The organism is Streptomyces dysideae, assembly GCF_001514305.1.
Lineage (GTDB): Bacteria > Actinomycetota > Actinomycetes > Streptomycetales > Streptomycetaceae > Streptomyces > Streptomyces dysideae.
Map to the genome: position 1 here is coordinate 94,474 of NZ_KQ949082.1, position 21,607 is coordinate 116,080.

Sequence of the window (21,607 nt, forward strand, 5' to 3'; positions counted from 1 at the left end):
CTGCGGGGTCGGGGCTGGGGCCGGGTCGGGATCGGCGGCCCTACTCCTGCTCGCGGAGCTGCTCTTCGGTCAGACCCTGCCGCCAGTAGCCGACGAAGGTGACGCGGCGGCGGTCGATCTCCCGTTCGCGGACGAAGTGCCGCCGCAGCTCCTTCACGCACCCCGACTCGCCCGCGATCCAGACGTACGGGTGCTCGGCGGGCGGCAGTTGGGATCTGCGGAGGGCATCGAGGGCCATGGGGGAGGAGCCTTCGGGGCCCTTGCCATGGACGAGCCAGTTGACCTCGGCGTCGGCCTCGGTCGCCAGATCCTGGATGTCCTCGGCGTGCCGCACCTCCAGCCAGGCCCGGACACGGGTGCCGGCCGGCAGCGACTCCAGGATGGCGGAGGCGGCGGGTACGGCGGTCTCGTCGCCCCAGATCACCACGAGGTCGGTGTCCGCGGGCGGCCGGAACCGGATGGCACGGTTGTCGGCGACGGCCGGCCCGATCAGCAGGACCCTGTCACCGGCGGCGGCGCGGGCGGCCCACCGGGAGGCGGGCCCGGCGGGAACAGCGGCCCCCGGCTCAACCCCGTGCAGCACGAAGTCGATGTCGATCTCATCGGGATCGCGACGCAGGGCCCGGAGCGTGTACGACCGCATGACGGCCCGCTCGTCCTCGGGGAGATCCCGCCATCCCTGCCACCATCCGTCCTCCCCGAGCTCGACGGGAACGACGGGTGCGGCCTGCCCTGGATGCGGCAGGAACAGCGACAGCGACTGATCGCACCCGTCGGAATGGAAGTCCCGCAGCTCGTCCCCGGCGTAGGTGACCCGGACCAGAGACGGGCCGAGCCGCCTCGTCCGTACGACCTGGAGAGCGAAGAAACGGAACGGGGCGGCTACGGCGGTTGCCACGGGGTCCTCCTGGGCGTCAGGAAGCGAGCGAACGAGGGGCGGTTCGGTGGAGCGGCGGGTCGGCGGTTGTTGGTTGCCGGTTGCCGTTGCTGGTTGCTGGTTGCTGGTTGCTGGTCGGCGGGTCAGGCGACCTTCTTGGCGTCCTCGATGGCCTTGGCGAGGTTCTCGACCATGGCGACGCACTTGTCGTAGGACAGGATCGGCTCGGGGGAGCGGGAGATGATCTGCCCGGCCTTGACGGCGGGCAGCTTCTTCCAGGTGGCCTCGGTGATGTCGGCCGGCTGGATGGTCGAGGAACGGTCGTCCATCATGATGATGTCGGCCGGGTACTTGTCGACGTTCTCCCAGCTCAGGCTCTCGTACCAACCGCCGCCCTGGGCCTTGGCCTTCTCCGGGGGCTCGACGAACTTCACGCCGAGGGCCTTGAAGTACTCCAGGTCGATGGAGAGATTGGTGCCGGAGACGTAGAAGATGTCCTGGCTCGCGGAACCGGCCATCACCGTGATCTCGGGGCGTGCCTTGGCGGCCTTGCGCAGCCGCTCGGAGGCGTCCTCGAAGCGCTTCTTGGCGTCGGTGACCTTGGTGGCCTTCATGTCCGCGCCCAGCGACTCGGCGAGCTCGGCCATGCGCTGCAGCGGCTCGGTGAGTTGGCGGTCGTAGACGGAGATGCCGACGCTAGGGGCGAGCTTGGCGATCTTGTCCTTGGAGGCCTCGGGGACGTACCAGAGGGTGCCGGCGTCGTCGAACAACGTGGTGATGAGGACCTGCGGGGCGAGGGCCGCGTACTTCTCGACGTTGAACTGGTCCCAGGCGTTGCCGAGGATGGTCACCTTGCTGATGTCCATGTCGCCGGCCTGGACGTCGGCCTTGCCGTCGGCGGTCTTGGTCGGGCCGAAGACGCCCTTGACCTCGATGCCGTAGTCGTAGAGGGCGGCGGCGACACCGGTGAAGGCGACGATGCCGGTCGGCACCTCGTCGAGCTTCACGGTGGTCCCGCGGTCGTCCTTGAAGGTCCAGGGCCCGGACTTGGCCGCCGTCGTCGCGCCGTCCGAGCCGCTGCTCTTGGCGTCGTCGTCCCCGCAGGCTGCGAGCACGGCCCCGAGGCCGAGGGCGCCGCCGGCGGCGAGGATCCCGCGGCGGGTGAGATGGGTGGCTCTGGCGTTGGGCATGGCTACGCTGCTTTCGAACGGGGCGGATGACCCGCCGGACAATTCGAAGATAGGTTAGCCTAACCTCAGTTGTTGTCCAGGGGTGGGGGCCTTGTGATCGAAAGCTGTGAGGGGTCTGTTGGGGCGGGGTGTGGGGTTCGCGGGGACCAACTTCCTTGCATTCGGGGCTTTTTGGGCTGTGAGCTGGGGATCGGGGGCCGGAGTTCAATCAGGATCCGGGCCGGAACGCCACCCCCTCTGGAGTTGAATCGGACCATGGATATGTCCTCCAGAGAGATCCGCATCCCCCTGGACGAGGTCGTCGCTGTCCTCCAGGACCTGAACGAGTTCGTGGTCTCCCTCGACCGACTCGGATCCCGCCAGGCATCCGGAACCGCCGACGAGTACACCGTCGGCAGGTTCGTCGCCGACTGGGATGTCGCGAGGCGGCTGGCTCACGCCCGACGGGTCATCAGCGTCGTGCTGGATGAGCAGTTGAGTGAGGAGGACAACGCCGAGATCGACGCCCTGTGTGAACAGGGGCACTTCTATGGCGCGGATGACGCCATCAGCCCCTCCGCTGACCGGTCCAGCTGAGACGGCAAGCGCATCGTCCCGGACCCGCCCGGCGCCCGGCCAGCAAGATCACGATCTACTGGCCGAACGCGGGTGGATCGGCGTCGCGGAAACCGTCACGCCTCCGCGAACAGCTCCTCTGCGGTGGCCGCCGTGAGTGCCCGGTCGAACCACGTGCCGAGGGTGTCCAGGTCGGTGCACGTGGTGATGCGCTCGCGAACGTCCGTGGAGACTTCGATGCCGCGCACGTGGAGGATGCGGAGGATGTCCTCGGCCTTGCCTTCGGTCTTGCCTTCGGTCTTGCCTTCGGTCTTGCCTTCGGCCTGGCCTTGGAGACGGGCTTCCTCGATGAGCGTGCCGCTGCCGGGGAAGCGGCTGGTGCGCGTGGCCATCAGGTTCCTCCAGAGTTCGCGGGTCTGGGCGTCGCCCAGACCGATCTCGGTGTACTCAGCCCAGTCCGCCGCGGTCTCGCCGCCGGTGTCGGCAAGCGCCTTCGCCAGTGCGTCCAGTATCGCAGGGAGGGCCGGGTCCTTGGCGTGGGTGAGTGCGGAGAAGACGGAGAGGGCCAGGTCCTGTGCCGCCTCGTCCGGGTCAATGATCGCGGGGAGGTTGTCGGGGCCGAGGACGAGCGGGAAGGCAGGATCGTTCCGGTGGGGGTGGCGGCGAGGTAGACGCAGGAGGAGGCCTCTTCGCTGTGGGTGGACTTCTGCCAGGTGAGTTCGGTGTCTCGGTCACGGCTCGGCTTTCAGGTGTCTTGGGTGATGTGGTGGATGAGGTCGCGGGAGGCTTTGGGGTCCAGGGTGGCTTCCTCCATGCGGCCCAGGATCAGTCGGTACTTCGTCAACTGTGCTACGGCATCGATGAGTTCGCTTCCGTAGGCGGCGTCGAGCTGTGCTGTGTCGAGCTCGGGGACCGGTCCGTACGCGTAGTCGAGCCCATGGCCGAGGGTCGGGAAGGCGGTGCCGTCGAAGGGGATGACCCAGATGATGATGTGCGGCCGTTCGCTCATCTTGGCCAGGTGCTCCAGCTGGGGCCGGGCGACGTCGGGGCCGCCGAAGCGCATGCGTAGGGCGGCCTTGTGGGTGATCGCCGTGTACCTCGGTGGCCGATCGCGGTGAAGGATGGCCTGGCGCTTGATGCGGCGGGAGATGCGGTACTCGATCTCGTGTGGGTGGAGCGCCGGGACCACCTGGCGCTCAGCCGTTGTCCAGAGGTGGGGGCCTTGTGATCGAAAGCTGTGAGGGGTCTGTGGGGTGGGCTGTTGGGGTTGCAGGGCCCAACTTCCCTGCAATCCACCTTTGTTGGACTTCGCAGGTGAGTTGAGCCTCGGTCGGAAGAATCCCTACGGCTTGATGCGCCGAGTCACTGCCTGGACGAGGTCGGTCTTGGCGACCTGCAGGGCGAAGCCCTCGCCGCCGTCCGCAGCGGGCTTGGCGTACCAGGGCAGGGCGCGGCGGCGCCACTTGGCCGGGGTGAGGTTGTCGGGGAGCTGGGGGAGAGGCAAGGCCCAGCCGCCGATCCGCAGTTCGCCGCGCCATACGCCGACGGACAACTCAGTGACGGGCACGCGTATGACGAAGTCACCGCTACCAGCCCCGGACGGCATGTGCTCGAAGTGATCGCCGTCGACAAGGCCGCGCACGAAAGCAACACCCCCTACCACTTCCTCGTCAGCGAGGGCACGCCGGTCCGCGCCCAGTGGAACCTCGCCGACATCGCCGGCAACACGGAGGCGCACGACGAGAGCGGTGACTTCTCGGCCACGGTCGGCCCCGCCGTCACCTTCGGTGTGGACGGCCCTGGCGGCAAGGTCGACAAGGCGGCCCACTTCGACGGCACCGCCGACGCTTGGCTGGACACCGGCGAGATGGTGCTCGACACGTCCAACAGCTTCAGCGTGAGCGCCTGGGTGCGGCCCACCGCGCTGGACCGGAACATGATGGTGATCAGCCAGGACGGGACCGGCGAGCCCGGCTTCACCCTGGGCTACGACGCCTCTGCGCAGACCTGGAAGTTCGCCGTCCCGGTCAACGACATCGACTCGCTCGGCGAGTGGAAGGCCGTGTCCACCGGGGTGTCCGTGGTCAAGGACCAGTGGGTGCTGCTGACGGGCGTGTACGACGCTCAGAAGACCGGCGGCCCGCAGCTGCAGCTGTACGTCAACAAGGACCTGAAGGGCAGCGCCGGGCGCCGCTCCACCTGGAAGTCGTACGGCCCGCTGCAGATCGGCCGCGCGACGGCCAAGAGCGGCTACCGCGACCACTTCACCGGTGACCTCGCCGAGGTCCGCGTCTTCGACCGCGTCCTGCCGGCGGCCCAGGTCGCCGAGCTGATGACCATCAAGCCGGTGCGCAAGGGCTACTGGCAGCTCGACTCCGCCGACACCGGTGGCTCCGCCGACACCGGCGGCGGCCAGGTCCTGACCCTCGCGGGCAACGCTTCCATCTACCGCCCGGCCGACCCGCTGTTCGACACCGCCGCCCTGGTCGGCGACGGCCACCTGGTCTTGGACGGCGACGGGGACTACGCGTCCACCGCGACCGCCCCGGTCCTCGGTACGGCTATCACTGGCGGACAGTCGCGGACGTGCCGGTCGATGAACGACGGGTGGTGGTCCGTGTGCGAGTGCGGCGTCTGGTGTGTCCCACGCGCGGCTGCCGCCACACCTTCCGCGAACAGGTGCCCGCGTCCTGGACCGGTACCAGCGGCGCACGACCCGCCCGACCAGGCAAGTCAAAGCCGTGGTCAAGGAGTTAGCGGGCCGGGTCGGGGCACGTCTGCTGGCGATATTGGCGGTCAGCCTGTCGCGTCACACGGCCCTGCGCGCCCTGCTGCGGATCCCGTTGCCTACCGGGCGGATGCCGCGTGTGATCGGCGTCGACGACTTCGCACTGCGCCGACGGCACCGCTACGCCACCGTGATCATCGATGCCGAGACTCATGAACGGATCGACGTGCTGCCCGGCCGCACGGCCGACACCCTGGAGGCGTGGTTGCGCGAGCATCCGGGGATCGAGATCGTGTGCCGTGACGGCTCAGCGAGGGCTGGCCCGGTTTGACCCCTCAAACCGGGCTGCCCGCGTTGTTGCTGGGCAGGTGGCCTGCAGGGATATGAACGGCCATTCCATGGAAGCTTCGAACTGCTCTGCGGAGTTACCGCGCAGTGCGCCCCAAAAGGCCGCAAGGCTGTGCGAGCGATGAGGAGTTCGCCGCATGGGCCGAGCGAGCGATCGGCGGATGCTTTCGACTACACCGCTCCCGCGACCCTGCTCTGGAGGGACACCGCGGTTGCGCGCGAGCATCTGGCCCGGAATCGTCATCGGACGGCGCCCTACGACCTGTTCGCCGTGGTCCTTTGAGGGTCGGCCGAGGGCGGCATGCAGGTCACCCAGGCCTAATCCGCGGTCCGCCCGCCACGGCACCTGCATCGAGGGCAAATCCCGGCCACTCCGCATTCAGGTGCCCGGACAGCGATTCGGGGATCGGAGAGCGGATATCAGTGCGCCGAGTTGGTGGCGGCCAGTGGTGAGGATGGTTTCCGGTTCGTCGCTTTCTCGGAGGAGGATCGTTCCGGTGGGGGTTGTGGCGACGTAGACGCAGGCGGAGGCCTCCTGGCTGTACGTGGACTTCTGCCAGTGCAGTTCGGGCATGGAGGGCTCCTTTAGAGGTCGTGGGTGAGTTGGGTGACGAAGTCGCGGGACTTGGCCGGGGGGAGCGCCGCGTGCTGCATGCGTTCCAGGACCAGGCGGTAGCGCTCCAACTGTGCGGGTGACTCGATGAGTTCGGCGCCGTGGTCTGTGTCGAGCTGGACTGTGTCGAGTTGATGCACTGGGCCGTGGAAGTAGTCGATGCCCTGGCCCGAGGTGGGGAACGGGCCGTTGTCGAAGGGGATCACGCTGACCGTGACGTGGGTCAACTCGCTGATCTCGTTGATGTGGTGGAGCTGGGCGCGGGTGGTGGTGCGGTCGCCGAAGCGCATGCGGAGAGCGGCCTCGTGGATGATCGCCGTGTAGGGCGGGGGTTGTTCGCGGTGCAGGGTCTCCTGGCGCTTGATGCGGTGCGAGACGCGGTGCTCGATCTCGTGGGGCTTCAGTGGTGGCACCGAATGGCAGAACAGTGCGCGGGCGTGGTCGGTGGTCTGCAGCAGGCCGGGGATGTTGATGATGTGGGCCACGCGCAGGGCCGTGGCGTGGTGTTCCACCTCGGTGAGGTCGAGCACCCGGGGGGACAGGATCTCGCGGTACTCCTCCCACCAGCCGCGTCGGCGTTCGCCGGTCATCGCCGCGAGTGCGTCGATCAGCTTCTCGTCGGTGCAGTCGTAGTGGCGGGCGATGGTACGTACGCGGTCGGCGCTTACGCCGTAGCGGCCGGCCTCGATGTTGCTCACGCGTGACTGTGTGGCGCCGATGAGGGCGGCGGCCTGGGTGGCGGACAGGTCCGCACGTTCGCGCAGCCTGCGCAACTCGACACCGAGGCGACGGCGCCGGGCGGTGGGGAGGGGGCTTGGCTGCGGCATTGGATGCGTTCCCGTTCGTACGTATGGCGCGTGGGTCACCCACACGGAGGTAATGAGGGCTACATTCCATGTCTTTCATGGAATGTAGTCCATTGATCGCTCTACGGTGAGACCCGGACCACCCAGTCGACCCCGCTGACAAGCCGTCGAGCGAGTCGAGCAAACCAAGTTTCCCCACCGCAGGAGGCGTTCATGGTCACCGTATCCCCGTCGTTGCCGTCGGAGTGCGAAACGGAACCGACTTGGGCGTACGCCCTCCAATTGCCCCATGATTCCCGGGCTGCCCGTATCGCCCGCGTCACTCTGCGCGCCGTTCTCGCCGGGCACGGCATGTCCCAACACGTCGATGCCGCAGAGCTGTTGGCATCCGAGCTCGTCACCAACGCCTATCGCCACGCCACTGGGCCCGCTGCCCTGCGCCTGTGCGGGATCGGCGCCGGCCGGCTGCGGGTGAGCGTCTGGGATGCGAACCCGCACATCCCGCCTCCGTTCGACAGGTGCCCGGGGTCCCCGGCTCTCGTGCCCGTCGAGGCGGATGGTGGGCGTGGGCTGTTCCTCGTCTGTCATTACGCGGAGGCTTGGGGTGGGTATCCGCTCGGGGACGATCTGTTCGGGCGGGGCGGGAAGCTGCTGTGGTGTGAGCTGGGGGCACGGAGCACAGAGCGGGTGGCGGCGTGAGGGTGGCTGAGCAGCGGGCGGCCCGAGTGGCCCCGCGCTATCGTGGAAATCGCGACACGCTCTGTAACCAGTGGAGGACCGTGGTGACCACCATGACCGAGCGTCCGACGGCCATAAACGCCTCTCCGGTCGGAGCCTTCGAGGACATGCTCCGGATCGTCGAGGAGCTGGACACGCCTGACGGCTACAAGGCCGAACTCATCCGGGGGAAGATCATCGTGTCGCCGTGGTCGAAGCTGCGCTACAAGAAGGTGATGAAGTCGCTGCGGCTGCAGCTGGAGCCCCATGCTCCGGAGGGGCATGACGTCGATGTGGCGCCGTTCCTCTTCACCTTCCCCGGCTCCGAGCGCGGGTTCGGCCCTGACCTGCACGTCGCTGACGAAAGCGCCTTCGACGCCGATGGGCGTCATGCCGACGGTGCCGCTCTGTCCCTTGTCGCGGAGCTGACGTCCACCTCCACCAAGGATGCCGACTGGCTCGACAAGCTGGACACGTACGGCCGGATTGTGCCCGTGTATCTGGTGCTCGACATGCAGGACCGGGAGGTCACCGCCTTCTGGGATCCCTCTCCGAAGGGCTACCGCTCCCGGCACTCCGCTCCTTTCGGTGAGCCGCTGCACGTGCCCGCCCCCTTCGGCTTCGACCTCGACACGTCCGGCTTCGTCGTCCGCGCGGAGGCGGAGGACACGCGGGAGGCCTGAGCGCCGGACGGGCCTCATCCTGGGGCTCAGATGCCGCCACACGCCGCCGTATTGGCTTTGAACCGCCTTGTCGCACCCCCTCGTTGCGATCATGCTCCTTCGTATTGGCACGTGTGCATCAGTGATGGGCGTTGTGCGGAGGCGAAGTGACGGTCGCGGCGGGTGTGGCGGGTGTCGAGGCGGTCGTGCGGAGTGATGCCGCGCTGCTGGAGGGGGATCTGGCCGCGTTTCTCGGCTCGGTGATCGCCGCGCCGGCGGACGCCTCCGTGTTCGGGGCGGCGGTGCGGCGTTCCCTGTGCGGGCCCGTTGCCGATGCCGTCGGGTCGAAGGTCGGGCAGGCCGCGTTGCCGGCGGGTGGGGCCGGAGGTGTGCCGGTTCGGCCTTCCATGGTGTATTGGGCCTACCGCAACTACCGGGGGTTTCCCGAGGACGGTGCCGATCAGGGCGCCGATCTCGCCGTCATCCGGCGTGCCGCTGTTGCAGTAAGGATTCTGCTGAAGGCTGCCGTTGCGCTCGACGACATCCAGGACGGGAGTGTCAGCCGTTACGGCGAGGCCGCTCTGCATGTCGACCACGGGGTGCCCATCGCCCTGAACACCGGGTCCTGGCTGATCAACGCCGCCCTGCGGCACGCCGGCGACCCCGCCGTCGTCGACAGCCTCCTACGTTCCGTCGGCGACGGCTTCACCGGGCAGGCCGTCGACATGTCCACCCGGTCTCCGCTCACCCGCGCCGAGTTGATGGCCGCACCCCGCGACGCCCGTGTGGGCTTCTGGGAGTCGACCGCCGCGCTCAAGACCGGGACGCTGTTCTGGATGCCGCTCGACGCTGCGGTGGCCGGGCTGCGTGTCGTCGAGGACGATCGGCGGGCCCTCGACGATGCCATGCGTCAACTCGGGCTGGCCAGCCAGTTGTTCAATGACCTGACCGACTTCGTGCCCGAACTCGGCGGCGCCAACACCCAGGAGGATTACGACGGGTTGAGCAACCGCGTCTTCCTCGAGCTTCTCGACTCCGCGCCGTTCGGCCGGCAGACACCGGACGGCGAGGAGATGAGGTCCTTCGTCCTCGGCCATCCGCAGCTGAACGACACCCTCCTCGCCCTCGCCGAACAAGCCGTCGAACTCAAGCGCGCCGCCAAGGACGCCGTCCACCAGGTGTGCCGGTCCGAGCGGAGTGCTGCGTACTTCGACCTGACGATCGAACGCAAGGGCCACCTCATCGACCGCCTCCACCGCACGCTCGCACAGCGGACCAGCACGTGACGGCCACGGCGGTCGACCGCCTGCGCACCAGCACCCGCGCCTGGCACGACGCCCTGGAGACCACGGCGTTCGCCACGGCGATGCTCGCCGGGACGCTCCCGCTCGACCGGTATGTGGCGCAGCTCGCGGCCTACCGTACGGTGCTGGAGGCGCTGGAGGGCGAACTGTCCCGCGCCACCCACCCCGCCCCTGCCTCGGTGTGGTCGCCGACCCTGGCCAAACTCTCCCTGGTCGACAGCGACCTGCGGTACTTCGCCGGTCGCGGGAGCGCACCGAAGCCATGGGGGACGGACGAGGCCGAGGCCTTCGCCCAGGAGATCCGACACACGGCAGCGGCGAACCCGCAGGCGCTGCTCGGGTTCCTGTACGTCCTGGAGGGCTCGACGCTGGGTGCCCTGATCCTGCGCCGACACGTCACCACGGCCTACGGTCTGCGCGACACGGACGGCGTGGCCTACTACTGCAGCGGTGACCGCGACCGCTGGGCTCGCTTCACCGCGTGCATGAACGCGGCCCTCGCCGATCCCGAGGCACAGAGCCGCGCCATCGCCGCCGCGGGACGGGCGTACCACCACACGGAGGCGATCGCCCGGGCACTTTCCGAGGGTCTCGCACCGGGTGCGTGAGTGAGGGGTGAGCGGAGCCGGACTCCGCTCACCCCTCACTGGGGTTGTGTCGGTTACGCCTCTGCGAAGCGCTCCGCTGCGTTGATCAGTTGGGTATTACGGCACGGGCGTACCGGGAACCGGGGTGAATCCGTCGCCACAGGCCGCCGCCAGGTTCGACGCGCTGAACGGAGTGCCGGTGACGGCGCATTCGGCCTCGTAGGCCACCCCGCCCTTCGCCAGCAGGGTCAGGTGGAGCACAGAGGGTCCTTCGCTGTACCCCACAGCGCTGTCGATCACGCAGGACGGGGTGCCGGGAACCACGTCGAGATCCACCCAGACGCCGGGGGTCCGGCCGTCATTGAGGAAGGCGTCGCCACGGCGGTCGTTCGTCACGCGGAACTCCGTCGGGGAGTCCACCTCGGCACTGATCTTGCGAGACGGGTTGCACTTGTGGTTGCCCTCGCCGTCACTGCTCAATGCCACCGAGGCCGGGGCGATGAGGGCCCCGGCGAGAACGACTCCGGTCGCCGCGGCGAGACTTCTGCCGACCCAGGTGAAGCGGGTGGACGATCCGTTGAGGCGGCACCGGCCCGCGCGCTTGGTTTGCATGCGCATTGATTCCTCTCGTTTGCGAGCACAAGGCCGCGGAGTGTGGAAGGGCGTCTGCTCACCCGTGCAGAGAGCGGGCAGGACCTGGACTCCCTCGACGCGTTCGACGGCCGTGGTCGAGTCGAAGGTTCCACCGGGCCGAGGCGGTCACGTCATGCCAGGCCGGAATGCCACCCGGGAAGAGCATCGCCGCACCTCGAACAGTCCCCTGCGCTGCCGAGGAAGGGGCAGACCGGCGCGCTCGGGTCATGCGCCAGCGGCGTGCGGGGCCGACCCGTGCGTTGGCCCGTCCGGGTTACGCCGGTGTCAGCCCACCAGCCCCATCTCGCGTGCGATCAGCATCCGCTGCACCTCACTCGTCCCCTCCCCGATCTCCAGGATCTTGGAGTCCCGCCACATCCGGGCCACCGGGTACTCGTTCATGAAGCCGTAGCCGCCGTGGATCTGGGTGGCGTCGCGGGCATTGTCCACCGCGATCGTCGACGAGTACAGCTTCGCCAGGGCCGCCTCCTTCTTGAAGGGGTCGCCGGACACGAGCCGTGATGCCGCGTCGCGCCAGGCCAGGCGGGCCGTGTGCGCCTTCATCTCCATGTCCGCGATCTTGAACTGGATCGCCTGGTTCGCGCCGATCGGCTTGCCGAAGGCGTGCCGCTCCTTCGCGTACTGCACCGACTCGTCCACACAGCCCTGCGCCAGGCCCGTCGCAAGCGCCGCGATCGCGATACGGCCCTCGTCCAGGATGCGCAGGAACTGGGCGTAGCCCCGGCCCTCCTCACCGAGCAGGTTCGCCGCCGGGACCCGTACGTCCGAGAAGGACAACTCCCTTGTGTCCGAGGCGTTCCAGCCCACCTTCGAGTACGGTGCCGCCACCGTGAAGCCCGGTGTGCCCGACGGGACGATGATCGACGAGATGAGCGGCTTGCCGTCGGGCTTGCGGCCCGTCACCGCCGTCACCGTGACCAGGGCCGTGATGTCCGTGCCGGAGTTGGTGATGAAGCACTTCGTGCCGTTGATCACCCACTCGTTCGTGTCGGCGTCGAGGCGGGCCGTCGTACGCGTCGCGCCCGCGTCCGAGCCGCCGTCCGGCTCCGTCAAGCCGAACGCGCCCAGGATCTCGCCCGTGCACAGACGCGGCAGCCACTCCTGCTTCTGGGCCTCCGTGCCGTACAGGTACAGCGGCATCGCGCCCAGGGAGACTCCGGCCTCCAGGGTGATGGCGACCGACGAGTCCACCCGCGCCAACTCCTCCAGCGCCACGCCCAGCGCCAGGTAGTCGCCGCCCATGCCGCCGTACTCCTCCGGGAACGGCAGGCCGAACAGGCCCATGCGGCCCATCTCCCGGATGATCTCGTACGGGAACTCGTGGTGTTCGTAGTACTCGCCGATCTTGGGTGCCACGACGTCGTGCGCGAACTCCTCCACCGTGCGGCGGAGTTCCTCAAGTTCGGGGGAGAGGCGGTGGTCCATCGTCGTTCACTGCTCCTTGTCGTCCTCGTGGGACAGGGCTCGGACTGTGCGGGACGGGCTCGGTCGGCCCAGTCGTCCGGCCATCCAGGCGCTTGTGGCGACCAGACGGCCGAGGTCGACTCCGGTGTCGATGCCGAGGCCGCGCAGCATCCACACGAGGTCCTCGGTGGCCAGGTTTCCGGTGGCGGACCTGGCGAACGGGCAGCCGCCCAGGCCGCCCGCCGAGGCGTCGACCGTGGTGACGCCGTGCTGGAGGGCGGCGTATGTGTTGGCGAGTGCCTGGCCGTAGGTGTCGTGGAAGTGCACGCCCAGCGAGTCAGTGGGGACGCTCTGTTCGTTCAGCGCGGTCAGCAGGTTCCGTACGTGACCCGGCGTCGCCACCCCGATCGTGTCCCCGAGACTCAGCTCGTCGCAGCCCATGTCCAGCAGGACCTTGCAGACCCGTACCACCTGCGGGACCGGGACCGCGCCCTCCCACGGGTCGCCGAAGCACATCGACAGGTAGCCGCGGACGTGTACGCCCTCCGTCTTCGCCCGCTCCACCACCGGGTCGAACATCGTCAGCGCCTCGTCCACCGTGCGGTTGAGGTTGGCCTTCGCGAAGGACTCGGTGGCGCTGGCGAAGACCGCGACGCGGGTGGCTCCCAGGGACAGTGCCCGGTCCAGGCCACGGGCGTTGGGGACCAGCACCGGGAGGGACACCGGGAGATCGGCCACTCGCGGGAACAAGTCCTCCGCATCGGCCAGTTGGGGCACCCACTTCGGGTGGACGAAGCTCGTCGCCTCGATCGTCGTCAGGCCCGCGTCGGCCAGGCGGTGGATGAACTCCGCCTTCACCTCCGTCGGGACCGTCGATTTCTCGTTCTGCAGGCCGTCGCGGGCGCCCACCTCGTGGATACGGACGCGTGGGGGCAGGTGCGGGGCCGGTACGACCATGGGGAGCGTCATTCCGTCACCTCCTCGTGGGGTGCGATCACGGCGAGCACCTGGTCCATGGCGACCGTCGTGCCCGGCGTGACGTCCAGTTCGGCGACCGTGCCCGCGTGCGGTGCGGAGATGACGTGCTCCATCTTCATCGCCTCCACGACCAGCAGGCTCTGGCCGGCGGTCACCTCGTCGCCGACCGCCACCTTCACGACCGTCACCGTGCCGGGCATGGGCGCGGTGAGGGATTCGGCGCCGGCGTGGGCCGCGCCGGTCAGGGCCGCGGCGACCGGGTCGTGGTCGCGTACGTGCCAGGCGTCGCCGTCGCGGCCCAGCCAGGTGCCGTCCGGCAGGGCGGCGAAGGTGTGGGCGACGCCGTCCAGCAGGAAGGTGAACCGCTGCTCGGCACCGGGCCGCGGGGGCACGCCCCCGGATCCCCGAAGAGGCTTGTCCATGCCGGGCAACAGCAGTTCGGTCCGCCCGTCCGGCGTGCGGCGCACGCGCACGGTCACCGGTTCGTGGCCCGGCACGCGCAGGTGGTGCGGCGTCCAGGCCGGCTCGCCGCCCAGCCGCCAGCCGTCCGCCGCCGCGAACGGGTCGGCCCAGCCGTCGCCCTCGGCCGGGGCGAGCGCCGCCTGGCGCAGCAGCGCCGCGGCCGCGTAGAGCTCCGCCGGCACCGCGTCCGCCACGAGCCCGTCCACCTCCCGCTCGACGAGCCCCGTGTCCAGCTCGCCCGCCACCACCGCCGGATGCGCCAGCAGCCGCCGCAGGAACCCGGCGTTCGTCGGTACGCCCAGCGTGACCGTCTCCGCCAGGGCCGACCGGAGTTTCCGCAGCGCGGTCGCGCGGTCCGGGCCGTACGCGATCACCTTGGACAGCATCGGGTCGTACAGGCTCCCGACCTCGGTGCCCTCGCTGAGCCCGGAGTCCGTTCGTACGCCGTCGCCCTGGGGCTCGTACAGCGAGAGCACCGTGCCGCCCGACGGGAGGAATCCGCGCGTCGGGTCCTCGGCGCAGACGCGGGCCTCGATCGCGTGGCCCGTGAGCTGTACATCGGGTTGCCCGAAGGACAGCCGCTCGCCCGCCGCCACCCGGACCTGCCACTCCACCAGGTCCAGGCCTGTGATCAGTTCCGTCACCGGGTGTTCCACCTGGAGGCGGGCGTTCATCTCCATGAAGTAGTACGACGACACGGGGGGTTCGGGGGGTGTCCCCCCGATGGGCACGGTGTCGCCCGGCACGATGAACTCCACCGTGCCCGCCCCCCGGTACCCGCACGAACGTGCCGCCTGGACCGCCGCCTCGCCCATGGACGCGCGCGTGTCCGCGTCCAGCAGGACGGACGGCGCCTCCTCGATGATCTTCTGGTGGCGGCGTTGGAGCGAGCACTCGCGCTCGCCCAGATGCAGCACATTCCCATGACCGTCCGCCAGGACCTGGATCTCGATGTGCCGTGGGCGGTCGATCCACCGCTCGACGAGGAGGGTGTCGTCGCCGAAGGAGGCGCGGGCCTCGCGGCGGGCGGCGGCGATCTCGTCGGCCAGGTGCGCCAGGTCCCTGACCAGCCGCATGCCCTTGCCGCCACCGCCTGCCGAGGGCTTGAGGAGTACCGGTACGCCGATCTCCCGTGCCGCGTCCGCCAGTTCGGCGTCCGACAGGCCGCTGCCGCTCGACCCGGGCACCACCGGGACGCCCGCCGCGCGCACCGTCTCCTTCGCGCGGATCTTGTCGCCCATCAGGGAGATCGCGTCCGCCGGCGGGCCGATGAAGGCCTGCCCCGCCTCGGCGCACGCGCGCGCGAAGTCGGCGTTCTCCGCGAGGAAGCCGTAGCCGGGGTGGACGGCCTGGGCGCCGGTCCGCGCCGCCGCCTCCAGGATGCGGTCGGCGGACAGATAGCTCTCCGCCGCCGGCGCCGGACCGAGCCGTACCGCCGTGTCGGCCACGCGCACGTGCCGTGCGTCGGCGTCCGCGTCGGAGAAGACGGCCACCGAGCGGATGCCCAGCGAGCGGAGCGTACGGATGACCCGTACGGCGATCTCGCCCCGGTTGGCCACAAGCACTGTGTCGAACATCGTCTGAAAGTCCCCTCACATCCGGAAGACGCCGAACTGGGGGTCACCCAGCGGAGCGTTCGCGCACGCCGTCAGGGCCAGGCCCAGCACCTGCCGGGTCTCCAGCGGGTCGATGACCCCGTCGTCCCAGAGGCGGGCGGTCGCGTAGTAGGCGTTGCCCTGGCGCTCGTACTGTGCGCGGATCGGGTCCTTGAAGGCCTCTTCCTCCGCCGTCGGCCAGTCCTCGCCGCGCGCCTCCAGCTGGTCCCGCTTGACCGTCGCCAGGACGGACGCGGCCTGTTCGCCGCCCATGACCGAGATCTTGGCGTTGGGCCACATCCACAGGAAGCGGGGGGAGTACGCCCGGCCGCACATCGAGTAGTTCCCGGCGCCGTACGAGCCGCCGACCACCACCGTCAGCTTCGGCACGCGGGTGCAGGCGACCGCCGTGACCATCTTGGCGCCGTGCTTGGCGATGCCGCCCGCCTCGTAGTCCCTGCCGACCATGAAGCCGGAGATGTTCTGCAGGAAGAGCAGCGGGATGCCGCGCTGGTCGCACAGTTCGATGAAGTGGGCGCCCTTCTGGGCGGACTCGGAGAACAGGATGCCGTTGTTGGCGACGATGCCGACCGGGTGGCCGTGGATCCGGGCGAAGCCGGTGACGAGGGTCTGGCCGAACTCCGCCTTGAACTCCGCGAAACGGGAGCCGTCGACCACGCGCGCGATGATCTCGCGTACGTCGTAGGGGGTGCGCGAGTCGACGGGGACCGCGCCGTAGAGGCCGTACGGGTCCACCTTGGGTTCGATGGACCGCAGGGTCTCCCAGGGCAGCGGTCCGCGCGCGGGGAGCGTCGCCACGATGTTCCGGACGATCCGCAGCGCGTGCGCGTCGTCCTCCGCCAGGTGGTCGGTCACGCCCGACACACGCGCGTGGACCTCGCCGCCGCCGAGCTCCTCGGCCGTCACCACCTCGCCGGTGGCGGCCTTCACCAGCGGAGGGCCGCCCAGGAAGATCGTGCCCTGGTTGCGGACGATGACCGCCTCGTCGCTCATCGCCGGGACGTACGCCCCGCCGGCCGTGCACGACCCGAGCACGGCGGCGATCTGCGGGATGCCCGCCCCCGACATCCGGGCCTGGTTGTAGAAGATCCGGCCGAAGTGCTCGCGGTCGGGGAAGACCTCGTCCTGCAGGGGGAGGAAGGCGCCGCCGGAGTCCACCAGGTAGAGGCAGGGGAGGCGGTTCTCGAGGGCCACCTCCTGGGCGCGGAGGTGCTTCTTCACCGTCATCGGGTAGTACGTGCCGCCCTTGACCGTGGCGTCGTTGGCGACGATCACGCACTCGCGGCCGCTGACCCGGCCGATCCCGGCGATGACGCCCGCTGCCGGGGCCTGGCCGTCGTACATGCCGTCGGCGGCGAGGGGAGCGAGCTCCAGGAAGGGGGAGCCGGGGTCGAGGAGGGTGTCGACGCGGTCGCGGGGCAGCAGCTTGCCGCGCGCGGTGTGTCTGGCCCGCGCCTTCTCGCCGCCGCCCAGCCGGGCCGTGGCGAGCTTGCCGCGCAGTTCCTCCGCGAGCTCGCGGTGCGCCTCCTCGTTGGCCCGCCAGGCCTCCGACGCGGGGTCTGCCGCGCTCGTCAGCTCCGGTGCCTCGTGCATGTTGCGGTCCCCTCACCAGTGGTCACCAGTCAATGAACCGTGTTCACGAACCGTGTTAATGAGCGTTAACCATTTCCTTCAGGTTAACGACCGCTAACCTCCTTGTCTAGAATTACCTCCATGACCACCAGAACCGACGCCCCCACCCGCCGCGAACAGATCCTCAAGGAAGCCGCGCGGCTCTTCGCCGAGCGCGGCTTCCACGGCGTCGGTGTCGACGAGATAGGCGCCGCGGTCGGGATCAGCGGCCCCGGTCTCTACCGGCACTTCGCGGGCAAGGACGCGATGCTCGCCGAGCTGCTGGTCGGGATCAGCGGCCAGCTGCTGACGGGTGCCAAGCGGCGGCTGGCGGAGTCCGACGGGGGTGCTCCCGAGGCGCTCCTCGACTCGCTCATCGAGGGGCACATCGACTTCGCGCTCGACGACCGCCCCCTCATCACCCTGCACGACCGCGAGCTGGACCGCCTCCGGGACAGCGACCGGAAGCTGGTGCGGCAGTTGCAGCGGCAGTACGTCGAGCTGTGGGTGTCGGTGCTCCGCGAGGTCTACCCGGGGCTGGCGGAACCCGCGGCCCGCTCGGCGGTGCACTCGGTCTTCGGTCTCCTGAACTCGACCCCGCATCTGGGACGGCCGGGTTCCCTTCCGGGGCGGGGGGTGACGGCGGAGCTGCTGCACCGCATGGCCCGGGGAGCGTTCGCGGCGGCTGGGGCGGAGTGACGAGCATTACGGCTGGGGACCTCTGGACGCCGTTCGTACTCGCCGGTACGGTTGCTACCTGAGCAAGCGCTTAGCCATCGGCCTCGACATCAATTGAGGAACCCGGACGGCGAGCAACCAGGTACGCGAGAGCGGCGCCGGTTTAGGCGCAGAGAGGGCGGCGGCGGTGCGCCGTACTGTGTTCAACGAGGACCACGAGGCGTTCCGGGAGACCCTCCGGGCCTTCATCGAGGCCGAGGTCGTGCCCGTCTACGACGAGTGGTTCGCGGCCGGCCAGGCGCCGCGCGACTTCTACTACAAGCTCGCCGAGCTCGGCGTCTTCGGCATCCGTGTCGACGAGGAGTACGGCGGCGCCGGCATCGACTCGTACAAGTTCGAGGCCGTGATGTACGAGGAGACGGCCCGCGCGGGCGTCCAGTTCGGCGGCTCCGGTGTGCACGTGCTGCTCGGCCTGCCGTACATCAAGATGCTGGCCACCGACGAGCAGAAGAAGCGGTTCCTGCCGAAGTTCGTCTCCGCCGAGGAGATGTGGGCCCTCGCGATGACCGAGCCGGGCACCGGCTCCGACCTCGCGGGCATGAAGACCACCGCCAAGCTCAGCGAGGACGGCACGCACTACGTCCTCAACGGCTCCAAGACCTTCATCACCGGTGGTGTGCACGCGGACCGGGTCATCGTCTGCGCCCGTACCTCCGCGCCGACCGCCGAGGACCGCCGCTTCGGCATCTCCCTCTTCGCCGTGGACACCAAGTCCGAGGGCTACTCCATCGGCCGCAAGCTCGACAAGCTCGGACTGAAGACCTCCGACACCGCCGAGCTGGCCTTCGTCGACGTCAAGGTGCCCGTCGAGGACCTCCTCGGCGAGGAGAACAAGGGCTTCTACTACCTCGGCCACAACCTCGCCTCCGAGCGCTGGGGCATCGCCTTCGGCGCCTACGCGCAGGCCAAGGCCGCGGTGCGGTTCGCCAAGGAGTACGTGCAGGAGCGCACCGTCTTCGGCAAGCCGGTCGCCCACTTCCAGAACACCAAGTTCGAGCTGGCCGCCTGCCAGGCCGAGGTGGACGCGGCCGAGGCCGTCGCCGACCGCGCGCTGGAAGCCCTCGACGCCGGTGAGCTGACCCCCGCCGAGGCCGCCGGCGCCAAGCTGTTCTGCACCGAGGTCGCGCACCGCGTCATCGACCGCTGCCTCCAGCTGCACGGCGGCTACGGCTTCATGAACGAGTACCCGATCGCCCGCCTGTACGCCGACAACCGCGTCAACCGCATCTACGGCGGCACCAGCGAGATCATGAAGACGATCATCGCGAAGGACATGGGCCTGTAGGGTTCCGGAAATTACTGGCCAGTACAACTGACGCTCATGAGTCAGGCAGCACTTCAGTCCCTCCTCGATCTGCTCGACCTCGAGCAGATCGAGGAGGACATCTTCCGCGGCCAGTCCCGGTCCGCCGTCGTCCCGCGGGTCTTCGGCGGACAGGTCGCGGCCCAGGCGCTGGTCGCCGCCGGGCGGACGGTCCCCGAGGACCGCCTCGCCCACTCCCTCCACGCGTACTTCCTGCGCACCGGCGACCCCGGCGCGCCCATCGTCTACACCGTCGACCGCATCCGCGACGGACGCTCCTTCACCACCCGCCGGGTGGTCGCCGTCCAGCACGGCAAGCCGATCTTCCATCTGTCGGCGTCCTTCCAGACGTACGAGGACGGACTCGACCACCAGACCCCGATGCCCGCCGCGCCCGACCCGGCCACGCTGCCCACCTCCGAGGAGCGGCTGCGCGGCTACGACCACCTCGACCCCGACGTCGTCGAGCGGTTCCTGGAGGCGCGCGAGGCGGTCGACGTGCGCTACGTCGAGGAGCCGCCGTACGGCAGGTTCGGCGAGCCGCGCGAGCCGCACTCGCAGGTCTGGTTCCGCACCGACGGCAAGCTGGCCGACGACCCCCTCCTGCACGTCGTCCTCGCCACGTACGTCTCCGACATGACGCTCCTCGACTCCGTCCTGCTCGCCCACGGCCGCGGCGGCTGGGCCGTGAACGACGTCGTCGGCGCGTCACTGGACCACGCGATGTGGTTCCACCGCCCCTTCCGCGCCGACGAGTGGCTCCTCTACGACCAGGAGTCCCCGTCGGCCCACGGCGGCCGCGGCCTCGGCCAGGCCCGCATCTACACCCAGGACGGCCGGCTGGCGATCTCGGTGATCCAGGAGGGCGTGGTCCGCGTCCCCAGGCAGCAGTAGCGGGGCGTTACGCCAGCCCCGCCTCCGCCAGCAGAAACGCCGTCATCGGGTCGTAGTAGCGCGGGCTGACGACGTGGTCGTCGAGGGGGACCGTCACCTGTACGGTGCCCTCCGACTCGGCGACGAACAGGGCCGGGTCGTTGGAGTCCGCGTAGCCGACCGAGTCGATGCCGTGCTGCCCGGCGTAGCCCGCCCAGCCGTGGTCGGCGACGACCAGGTCGGGCAGGGGGCTGCCCTCGCGTTCCAGGCCGGTGAGGATGGCCTTCATCGGCTCGCCCGAGTGGGTGTGCCACAGGGTGGCGCCGTGCTCCAGGACCGCCACGTCCGCGAACTGCATGACGTAGCCCTCCTCCGTCTGCAACCCGTCGGGGATCACCACGATCTCGCAGCCCGCGGCGCGCAGCGCGGTGGCCGTGGCGCGGTGCACGTCGAGGAGGCCGCCGGGGTGACCGGTCGCGAGCAGCACCCGCTGCTGCCCGTCCGCCGCCTTGCGCAGCCGGCCCGCCATCCGCTCCAGGCCCGCGACCGTCAGCTCGGGGTCGATGGTGTCCTGGCCGTAGCGGTACTCGGGGTCGTCGTTCACCCCCACCCGCTCCGCCATCACCGCGAGCACGTCCTGCTCGTCGGTCCAGCGGTCGCCGAGCTCCAGGCCGAGCCAGTAGTGACGGTTGCCGTTCGCCAGCTGGCGGTAGTGCGAGAGGTTGTTCTCGCGGGGCGTCGCGACGTCCCCCGCGATACGGGTCCTCACAAGGTGGTCGACGAGCTCGGCGCGGCTGGGTGTCCCGGGTATCGGCATGTCTCCCATTGTGAGGCAGGCCCCTGTGCGCACACCCGAGGTCTCGCGGGCTGGGACGCGCGTCACTGTCCGCCGTGCCGCAGCGCGAACCACAGTTCCATGCATACGTCGGGATCGTCCAAGTCCGTGCCCAGCAGCGCCGCGCAGCGGGCGATCCGCTGCCGGACGGTGTTGCGGTGCACGGCCGGCGCGACGGCCGCACGGTCCCAACTCCCGTGCAGGGAGATCCAGATGCGCAGCGTCTCGGTGAGGGCGGGGGGCGCGGCGATCCGCGCGAGGAGCGTGCGGGCGTGTGCCTCGGCCTCGTCGTGGGGGAGGAGTTGGGCGAGCGGGGTCCGGTTTCCGTGCCGGACCAGCGGGGCGCGGGTGGCACGGGCGCGGGTCAGGGCGCGGGCCACCTGGGTGTCGGCGGCCGGCCACTGGGCCGGAGCCGCGGCCCCGCCCTCGGCGCTCAGCCGGTTGGGGACCGGCGTGATGGACGTTTCCTCCAGCCTGGCACCCCGAGGTGTACGAAAAGTACAGTTCGCAGTTGCTTTCCGGTCGCCTACTGTCGACCCGGACCGGCCGCTCCGGATCTGGGCGGATGTGTGACGGCCTGCCCTCTTCCTTCGCGGCCTACGTCGCCGTCTCCTTGATGGCGAGGCCCACCGACGCGGCCGTCCTCACTGCCTGGCGTGAGCGCCTTGCCGGGCGGGCTCCCGAACTCGTGTCCGAACCCGTGTCTGCTCGCCATTAGAGTCATAGGCAGAAACGCGCATACGCGA

The 21,607-nt window shown here is 69.7% G+C and carries 21 protein-coding genes and 3 pseudogenes; 10 read left to right on the forward strand and 14 right to left on the reverse strand.

All coding sequences use genetic code 11. The features are described 5' to 3' along the window. Positions 1-40 precede the first annotated feature (40 nt). Positions 41-898, reverse strand: a complete 858-nt coding sequence (locus AQJ91_RS15385; RefSeq protein ID WP_067021300.1) for a siderophore-interacting protein — start codon at positions 896-898, stop codon at positions 41-43. 122 nt (positions 899-1,020) lie between these two features. Further along, positions 1,021-2,067, reverse strand: coding sequence for an ABC transporter substrate-binding protein (locus AQJ91_RS15390; protein ID WP_067021302.1), 1,047 nt, complete (start codon positions 2,065-2,067; stop codon positions 1,021-1,023). Positions 2,068-2,322: 255 nt separating this feature from the next. On the opposite strand from AQJ91_RS15390, the gene AQJ91_RS15395 reads away from it, so the two are divergent. Next, positions 2,323-2,643 (forward strand): hypothetical protein, encoded by a 321-nt coding sequence (locus AQJ91_RS15395; RefSeq protein WP_067021304.1) that lies wholly within the window; start codon positions 2,323-2,325, stop codon positions 2,641-2,643. Between the two features lie 95 nt (positions 2,644-2,738). Here AQJ91_RS15395 and AQJ91_RS15400 read toward each other — a convergent pair whose 3' ends face one another. From AQJ91_RS15400 to AQJ91_RS15410, 3 genes are all read right to left on the reverse strand, one after another. Then, entirely contained in the window at positions 2,739-3,014 is a 276-nt protein-coding gene (locus tag AQJ91_RS15400; protein WP_067021306.1) for a hypothetical protein, read from the reverse strand. Between the two features lie 353 nt (positions 3,015-3,367). Next, positions 3,368-3,811 carry a DUF5753 domain-containing protein gene (locus AQJ91_RS15405; protein ID WP_199847937.1) on the reverse strand — a complete coding sequence of 148 codons (444 nt, stop codon included), beginning with the start codon at positions 3,809-3,811 and terminating at the stop codon, positions 3,368-3,370. 153 nt (positions 3,812-3,964) lie between these two features. Then, entirely contained in the window at positions 3,965-4,189 is a 225-nt protein-coding gene (locus tag AQJ91_RS15410; RefSeq protein ID WP_159054563.1) for a hypothetical protein, read from the reverse strand. Between the two features lie 222 nt (positions 4,190-4,411). Here AQJ91_RS15410 and AQJ91_RS49425 point away from each other — a divergent pair. Then, positions 4,412-4,936, forward strand: a pseudogene (locus AQJ91_RS49425) (LamG domain-containing protein); the annotation flags it as partial. Positions 4,937-5,181: 245 nt separating this feature from the next. After that, a pseudogene (locus AQJ91_RS49430) lies at positions 5,182-5,663 on the forward strand (transposase); the annotation flags it as partial. Positions 5,664-6,077: 414 nt separating this feature from the next. Here AQJ91_RS49430 and AQJ91_RS15420 read toward each other — a convergent pair. Together AQJ91_RS15420 and AQJ91_RS15425 are read right to left on the reverse strand one after the other, a co-directional pair. After that, the gene (locus AQJ91_RS15420; RefSeq protein WP_067021311.1) at positions 6,078-6,272 is read right to left on the reverse strand and encodes a DUF397 domain-containing protein; all 195 of its coding nucleotides are present in this window, start codon (positions 6,270-6,272) and stop codon (positions 6,078-6,080) included. Between the two features lie 11 nt (positions 6,273-6,283). Further along, a complete protein-coding gene (locus AQJ91_RS15425; protein ID WP_067021313.1) occupies positions 6,284-7,138 on the reverse strand; it encodes a helix-turn-helix domain-containing protein in 855 nt (284 codons plus the stop codon). Positions 7,139-7,330: 192 nt separating this feature from the next. On the opposite strand from AQJ91_RS15425, the gene AQJ91_RS15430 reads away from it, so the two are divergent. The 4 genes from AQJ91_RS15430 (at position 7,331) to AQJ91_RS15445 (ending at position 10,408) form a co-directional block, all read left to right on the forward strand. Continuing rightward, positions 7,331-7,816, forward strand: a complete 486-nt coding sequence (locus AQJ91_RS15430; RefSeq protein WP_067021315.1) for an ATP-binding protein — start codon at positions 7,331-7,333, stop codon at positions 7,814-7,816. Between the two features lie 92 nt (positions 7,817-7,908). After that, positions 7,909-8,517, forward strand: a complete 609-nt coding sequence (locus tag AQJ91_RS15435; protein WP_324618005.1) for a Uma2 family endonuclease — start codon at positions 7,909-7,911, stop codon at positions 8,515-8,517. A gap of 146 nt (positions 8,518-8,663) precedes the next feature. Next, positions 8,664-9,782 (forward strand): polyprenyl synthetase family protein, encoded by a 1,119-nt coding sequence (locus AQJ91_RS15440; protein ID WP_107122449.1) that lies wholly within the window; start codon positions 8,664-8,666, stop codon positions 9,780-9,782. Then, positions 9,779-10,408 (forward strand): biliverdin-producing heme oxygenase, encoded by a 630-nt coding sequence (locus tag AQJ91_RS15445; protein WP_067021320.1) that lies wholly within the window; start codon positions 9,779-9,781, stop codon positions 10,406-10,408. Before AQJ91_RS15440 ends, AQJ91_RS15445 begins: the two co-directional genes overlap by 4 nt. Before the next feature lie 96 nt (positions 10,409-10,504). On the opposite strand, the gene AQJ91_RS15450 is transcribed toward AQJ91_RS15445, so the two are convergent. The 5 genes from AQJ91_RS15450 to AQJ91_RS15470 all read right to left on the reverse strand — a co-directional run bounded on the left by AQJ91_RS15450 (position 10,505) and on the right by AQJ91_RS15470 (position 17,094). Further along, a complete protein-coding gene (locus tag AQJ91_RS15450; RefSeq protein WP_159054564.1) occupies positions 10,505-10,999 on the reverse strand; it encodes a hypothetical protein in 495 nt (164 codons plus the stop codon). A gap of 306 nt (positions 11,000-11,305) precedes the next feature. Further along, positions 11,306-12,466 carry an acyl-CoA dehydrogenase family protein gene (locus AQJ91_RS15455; protein WP_067021322.1) on the reverse strand — a complete coding sequence of 387 codons (1,161 nt, stop codon included), beginning with the start codon at positions 12,464-12,466 and terminating at the stop codon, positions 11,306-11,308. A 6-nt stretch (positions 12,467-12,472) separates the two neighbouring features. Beyond that, on the reverse strand, positions 12,473-13,414 hold the full coding sequence (locus tag AQJ91_RS15460; RefSeq protein ID WP_067021324.1) for a hydroxymethylglutaryl-CoA lyase: 942 nt from the start codon (positions 13,412-13,414) through the stop codon (positions 12,473-12,475). Continuing rightward, on the reverse strand, positions 13,411-15,462 hold the full coding sequence (locus AQJ91_RS15465; RefSeq protein ID WP_067021326.1) for an acetyl/propionyl/methylcrotonyl-CoA carboxylase subunit alpha: 2,052 nt from the start codon (positions 15,460-15,462) through the stop codon (positions 13,411-13,413). Before AQJ91_RS15465 ends, AQJ91_RS15460 begins: the two co-directional genes overlap by 4 nt. 15 nt (positions 15,463-15,477) lie before the next feature. Then, positions 15,478-17,094, reverse strand: a complete 1,617-nt coding sequence (locus tag AQJ91_RS15470) for a carboxyl transferase domain-containing protein (RefSeq protein ID WP_067021328.1) — start codon at positions 17,092-17,094, stop codon at positions 15,478-15,480. A gap of 120 nt (positions 17,095-17,214) precedes the next feature. On the opposite strand from AQJ91_RS15470, the gene AQJ91_RS15475 reads away from it, so the two are divergent. The 3 genes from AQJ91_RS15475 (at position 17,215) to tesB (ending at position 20,047) form a co-directional block, all read left to right on the forward strand. Further along, complete coding sequence (locus tag AQJ91_RS15475; RefSeq protein WP_067021330.1) at positions 17,215-17,811, forward strand: SACE_7040 family transcriptional regulator; 597 nt, start codon at positions 17,215-17,217, stop codon at positions 17,809-17,811. A 166-nt stretch (positions 17,812-17,977) separates the two neighbouring features. Next, positions 17,978-19,135, forward strand: a complete 1,158-nt coding sequence (locus tag AQJ91_RS15480) for an acyl-CoA dehydrogenase family protein (RefSeq protein ID WP_067021332.1) — start codon at positions 17,978-17,980, stop codon at positions 19,133-19,135. Positions 19,136-19,171: 36 nt separating this feature from the next. After that, positions 19,172-20,047 (forward strand): acyl-CoA thioesterase II, encoded by an 876-nt coding sequence (tesB, locus tag AQJ91_RS15485; protein WP_067021334.1) that lies wholly within the window; start codon positions 19,172-19,174, stop codon positions 20,045-20,047. A gap of 7 nt (positions 20,048-20,054) precedes the next feature. Here the strand turns inward: tesB and AQJ91_RS15490 are convergent, their stop codons facing one another. Beyond that, the gene (locus AQJ91_RS15490) at positions 20,055-20,843 is read right to left on the reverse strand and encodes a phosphatase (RefSeq protein WP_067021336.1); all 789 of its coding nucleotides are present in this window, start codon (positions 20,841-20,843) and stop codon (positions 20,055-20,057) included. Positions 20,844-20,905: 62 nt separating this feature from the next. Next, positions 20,906-21,280, reverse strand: a pseudogene (locus AQJ91_RS15495) (helix-turn-helix domain-containing protein); the annotation flags it as partial. Positions 21,281-21,607: the final 327 nt, after the last annotated feature.

Coding starts and splice junctions, on each gene's coding strand:
- AQJ91_RS15490 (WP_067021336.1), bottom strand. CDS start 20,843: ATGCCGATACCCGGGACACCCAGCCGCGCCGAGCTCGTCGACCACCTT.
- AQJ91_RS15400 (WP_067021306.1), bottom strand. CDS start 3,014: ATGGCCACGCGCACCAGCCGCTTCCCCGGCAGCGGCACGCTCATCGAG.
- AQJ91_RS15395 (WP_067021304.1), top strand. CDS start 2,323: ATGGATATGTCCTCCAGAGAGATCCGCATCCCCCTGGACGAGGTCGTC.
- AQJ91_RS15420 (WP_067021311.1), bottom strand. CDS start 6,272: ATGCCCGAACTGCACTGGCAGAAGTCCACGTACAGCCAGGAGGCCTCC.
- AQJ91_RS15475 (WP_067021330.1), top strand. CDS start 17,215: ATGACCACCAGAACCGACGCCCCCACCCGCCGCGAACAGATCCTCAAG.
- AQJ91_RS15435 (WP_324618005.1), top strand. CDS start 7,909: ATGACCGAGCGTCCGACGGCCATAAACGCCTCTCCGGTCGGAGCCTTC.
- AQJ91_RS15450 (WP_159054564.1), bottom strand. CDS start 10,999: ATGCAAACCAAGCGCGCGGGCCGGTGCCGCCTCAACGGATCGTCCACC.
- AQJ91_RS15425 (WP_067021313.1), bottom strand. CDS start 7,138: ATGCCGCAGCCAAGCCCCCTCCCCACCGCCCGGCGCCGTCGCCTCGGT.
- AQJ91_RS15455 (WP_067021322.1), bottom strand. CDS start 12,466: ATGGACCACCGCCTCTCCCCCGAACTTGAGGAACTCCGCCGCACGGTG.
- AQJ91_RS15460 (WP_067021324.1), bottom strand. CDS start 13,414: ATGACGCTCCCCATGGTCGTACCGGCCCCGCACCTGCCCCCACGCGTC.
- AQJ91_RS15390 (WP_067021302.1), bottom strand. CDS start 2,067: ATGCCCAACGCCAGAGCCACCCATCTCACCCGCCGCGGGATCCTCGCC.
- AQJ91_RS15465 (WP_067021326.1), bottom strand. CDS start 15,462: ATGTTCGACACAGTGCTTGTGGCCAACCGGGGCGAGATCGCCGTACGG.
- AQJ91_RS15470 (WP_067021328.1), bottom strand. CDS start 17,094: ATGCACGAGGCACCGGAGCTGACGAGCGCGGCAGACCCCGCGTCGGAG.
- tesB (WP_067021334.1), top strand. CDS start 19,172: ATGAGTCAGGCAGCACTTCAGTCCCTCCTCGATCTGCTCGACCTCGAG.
- AQJ91_RS15430 (WP_067021315.1), top strand. CDS start 7,331: ATGGTCACCGTATCCCCGTCGTTGCCGTCGGAGTGCGAAACGGAACCG.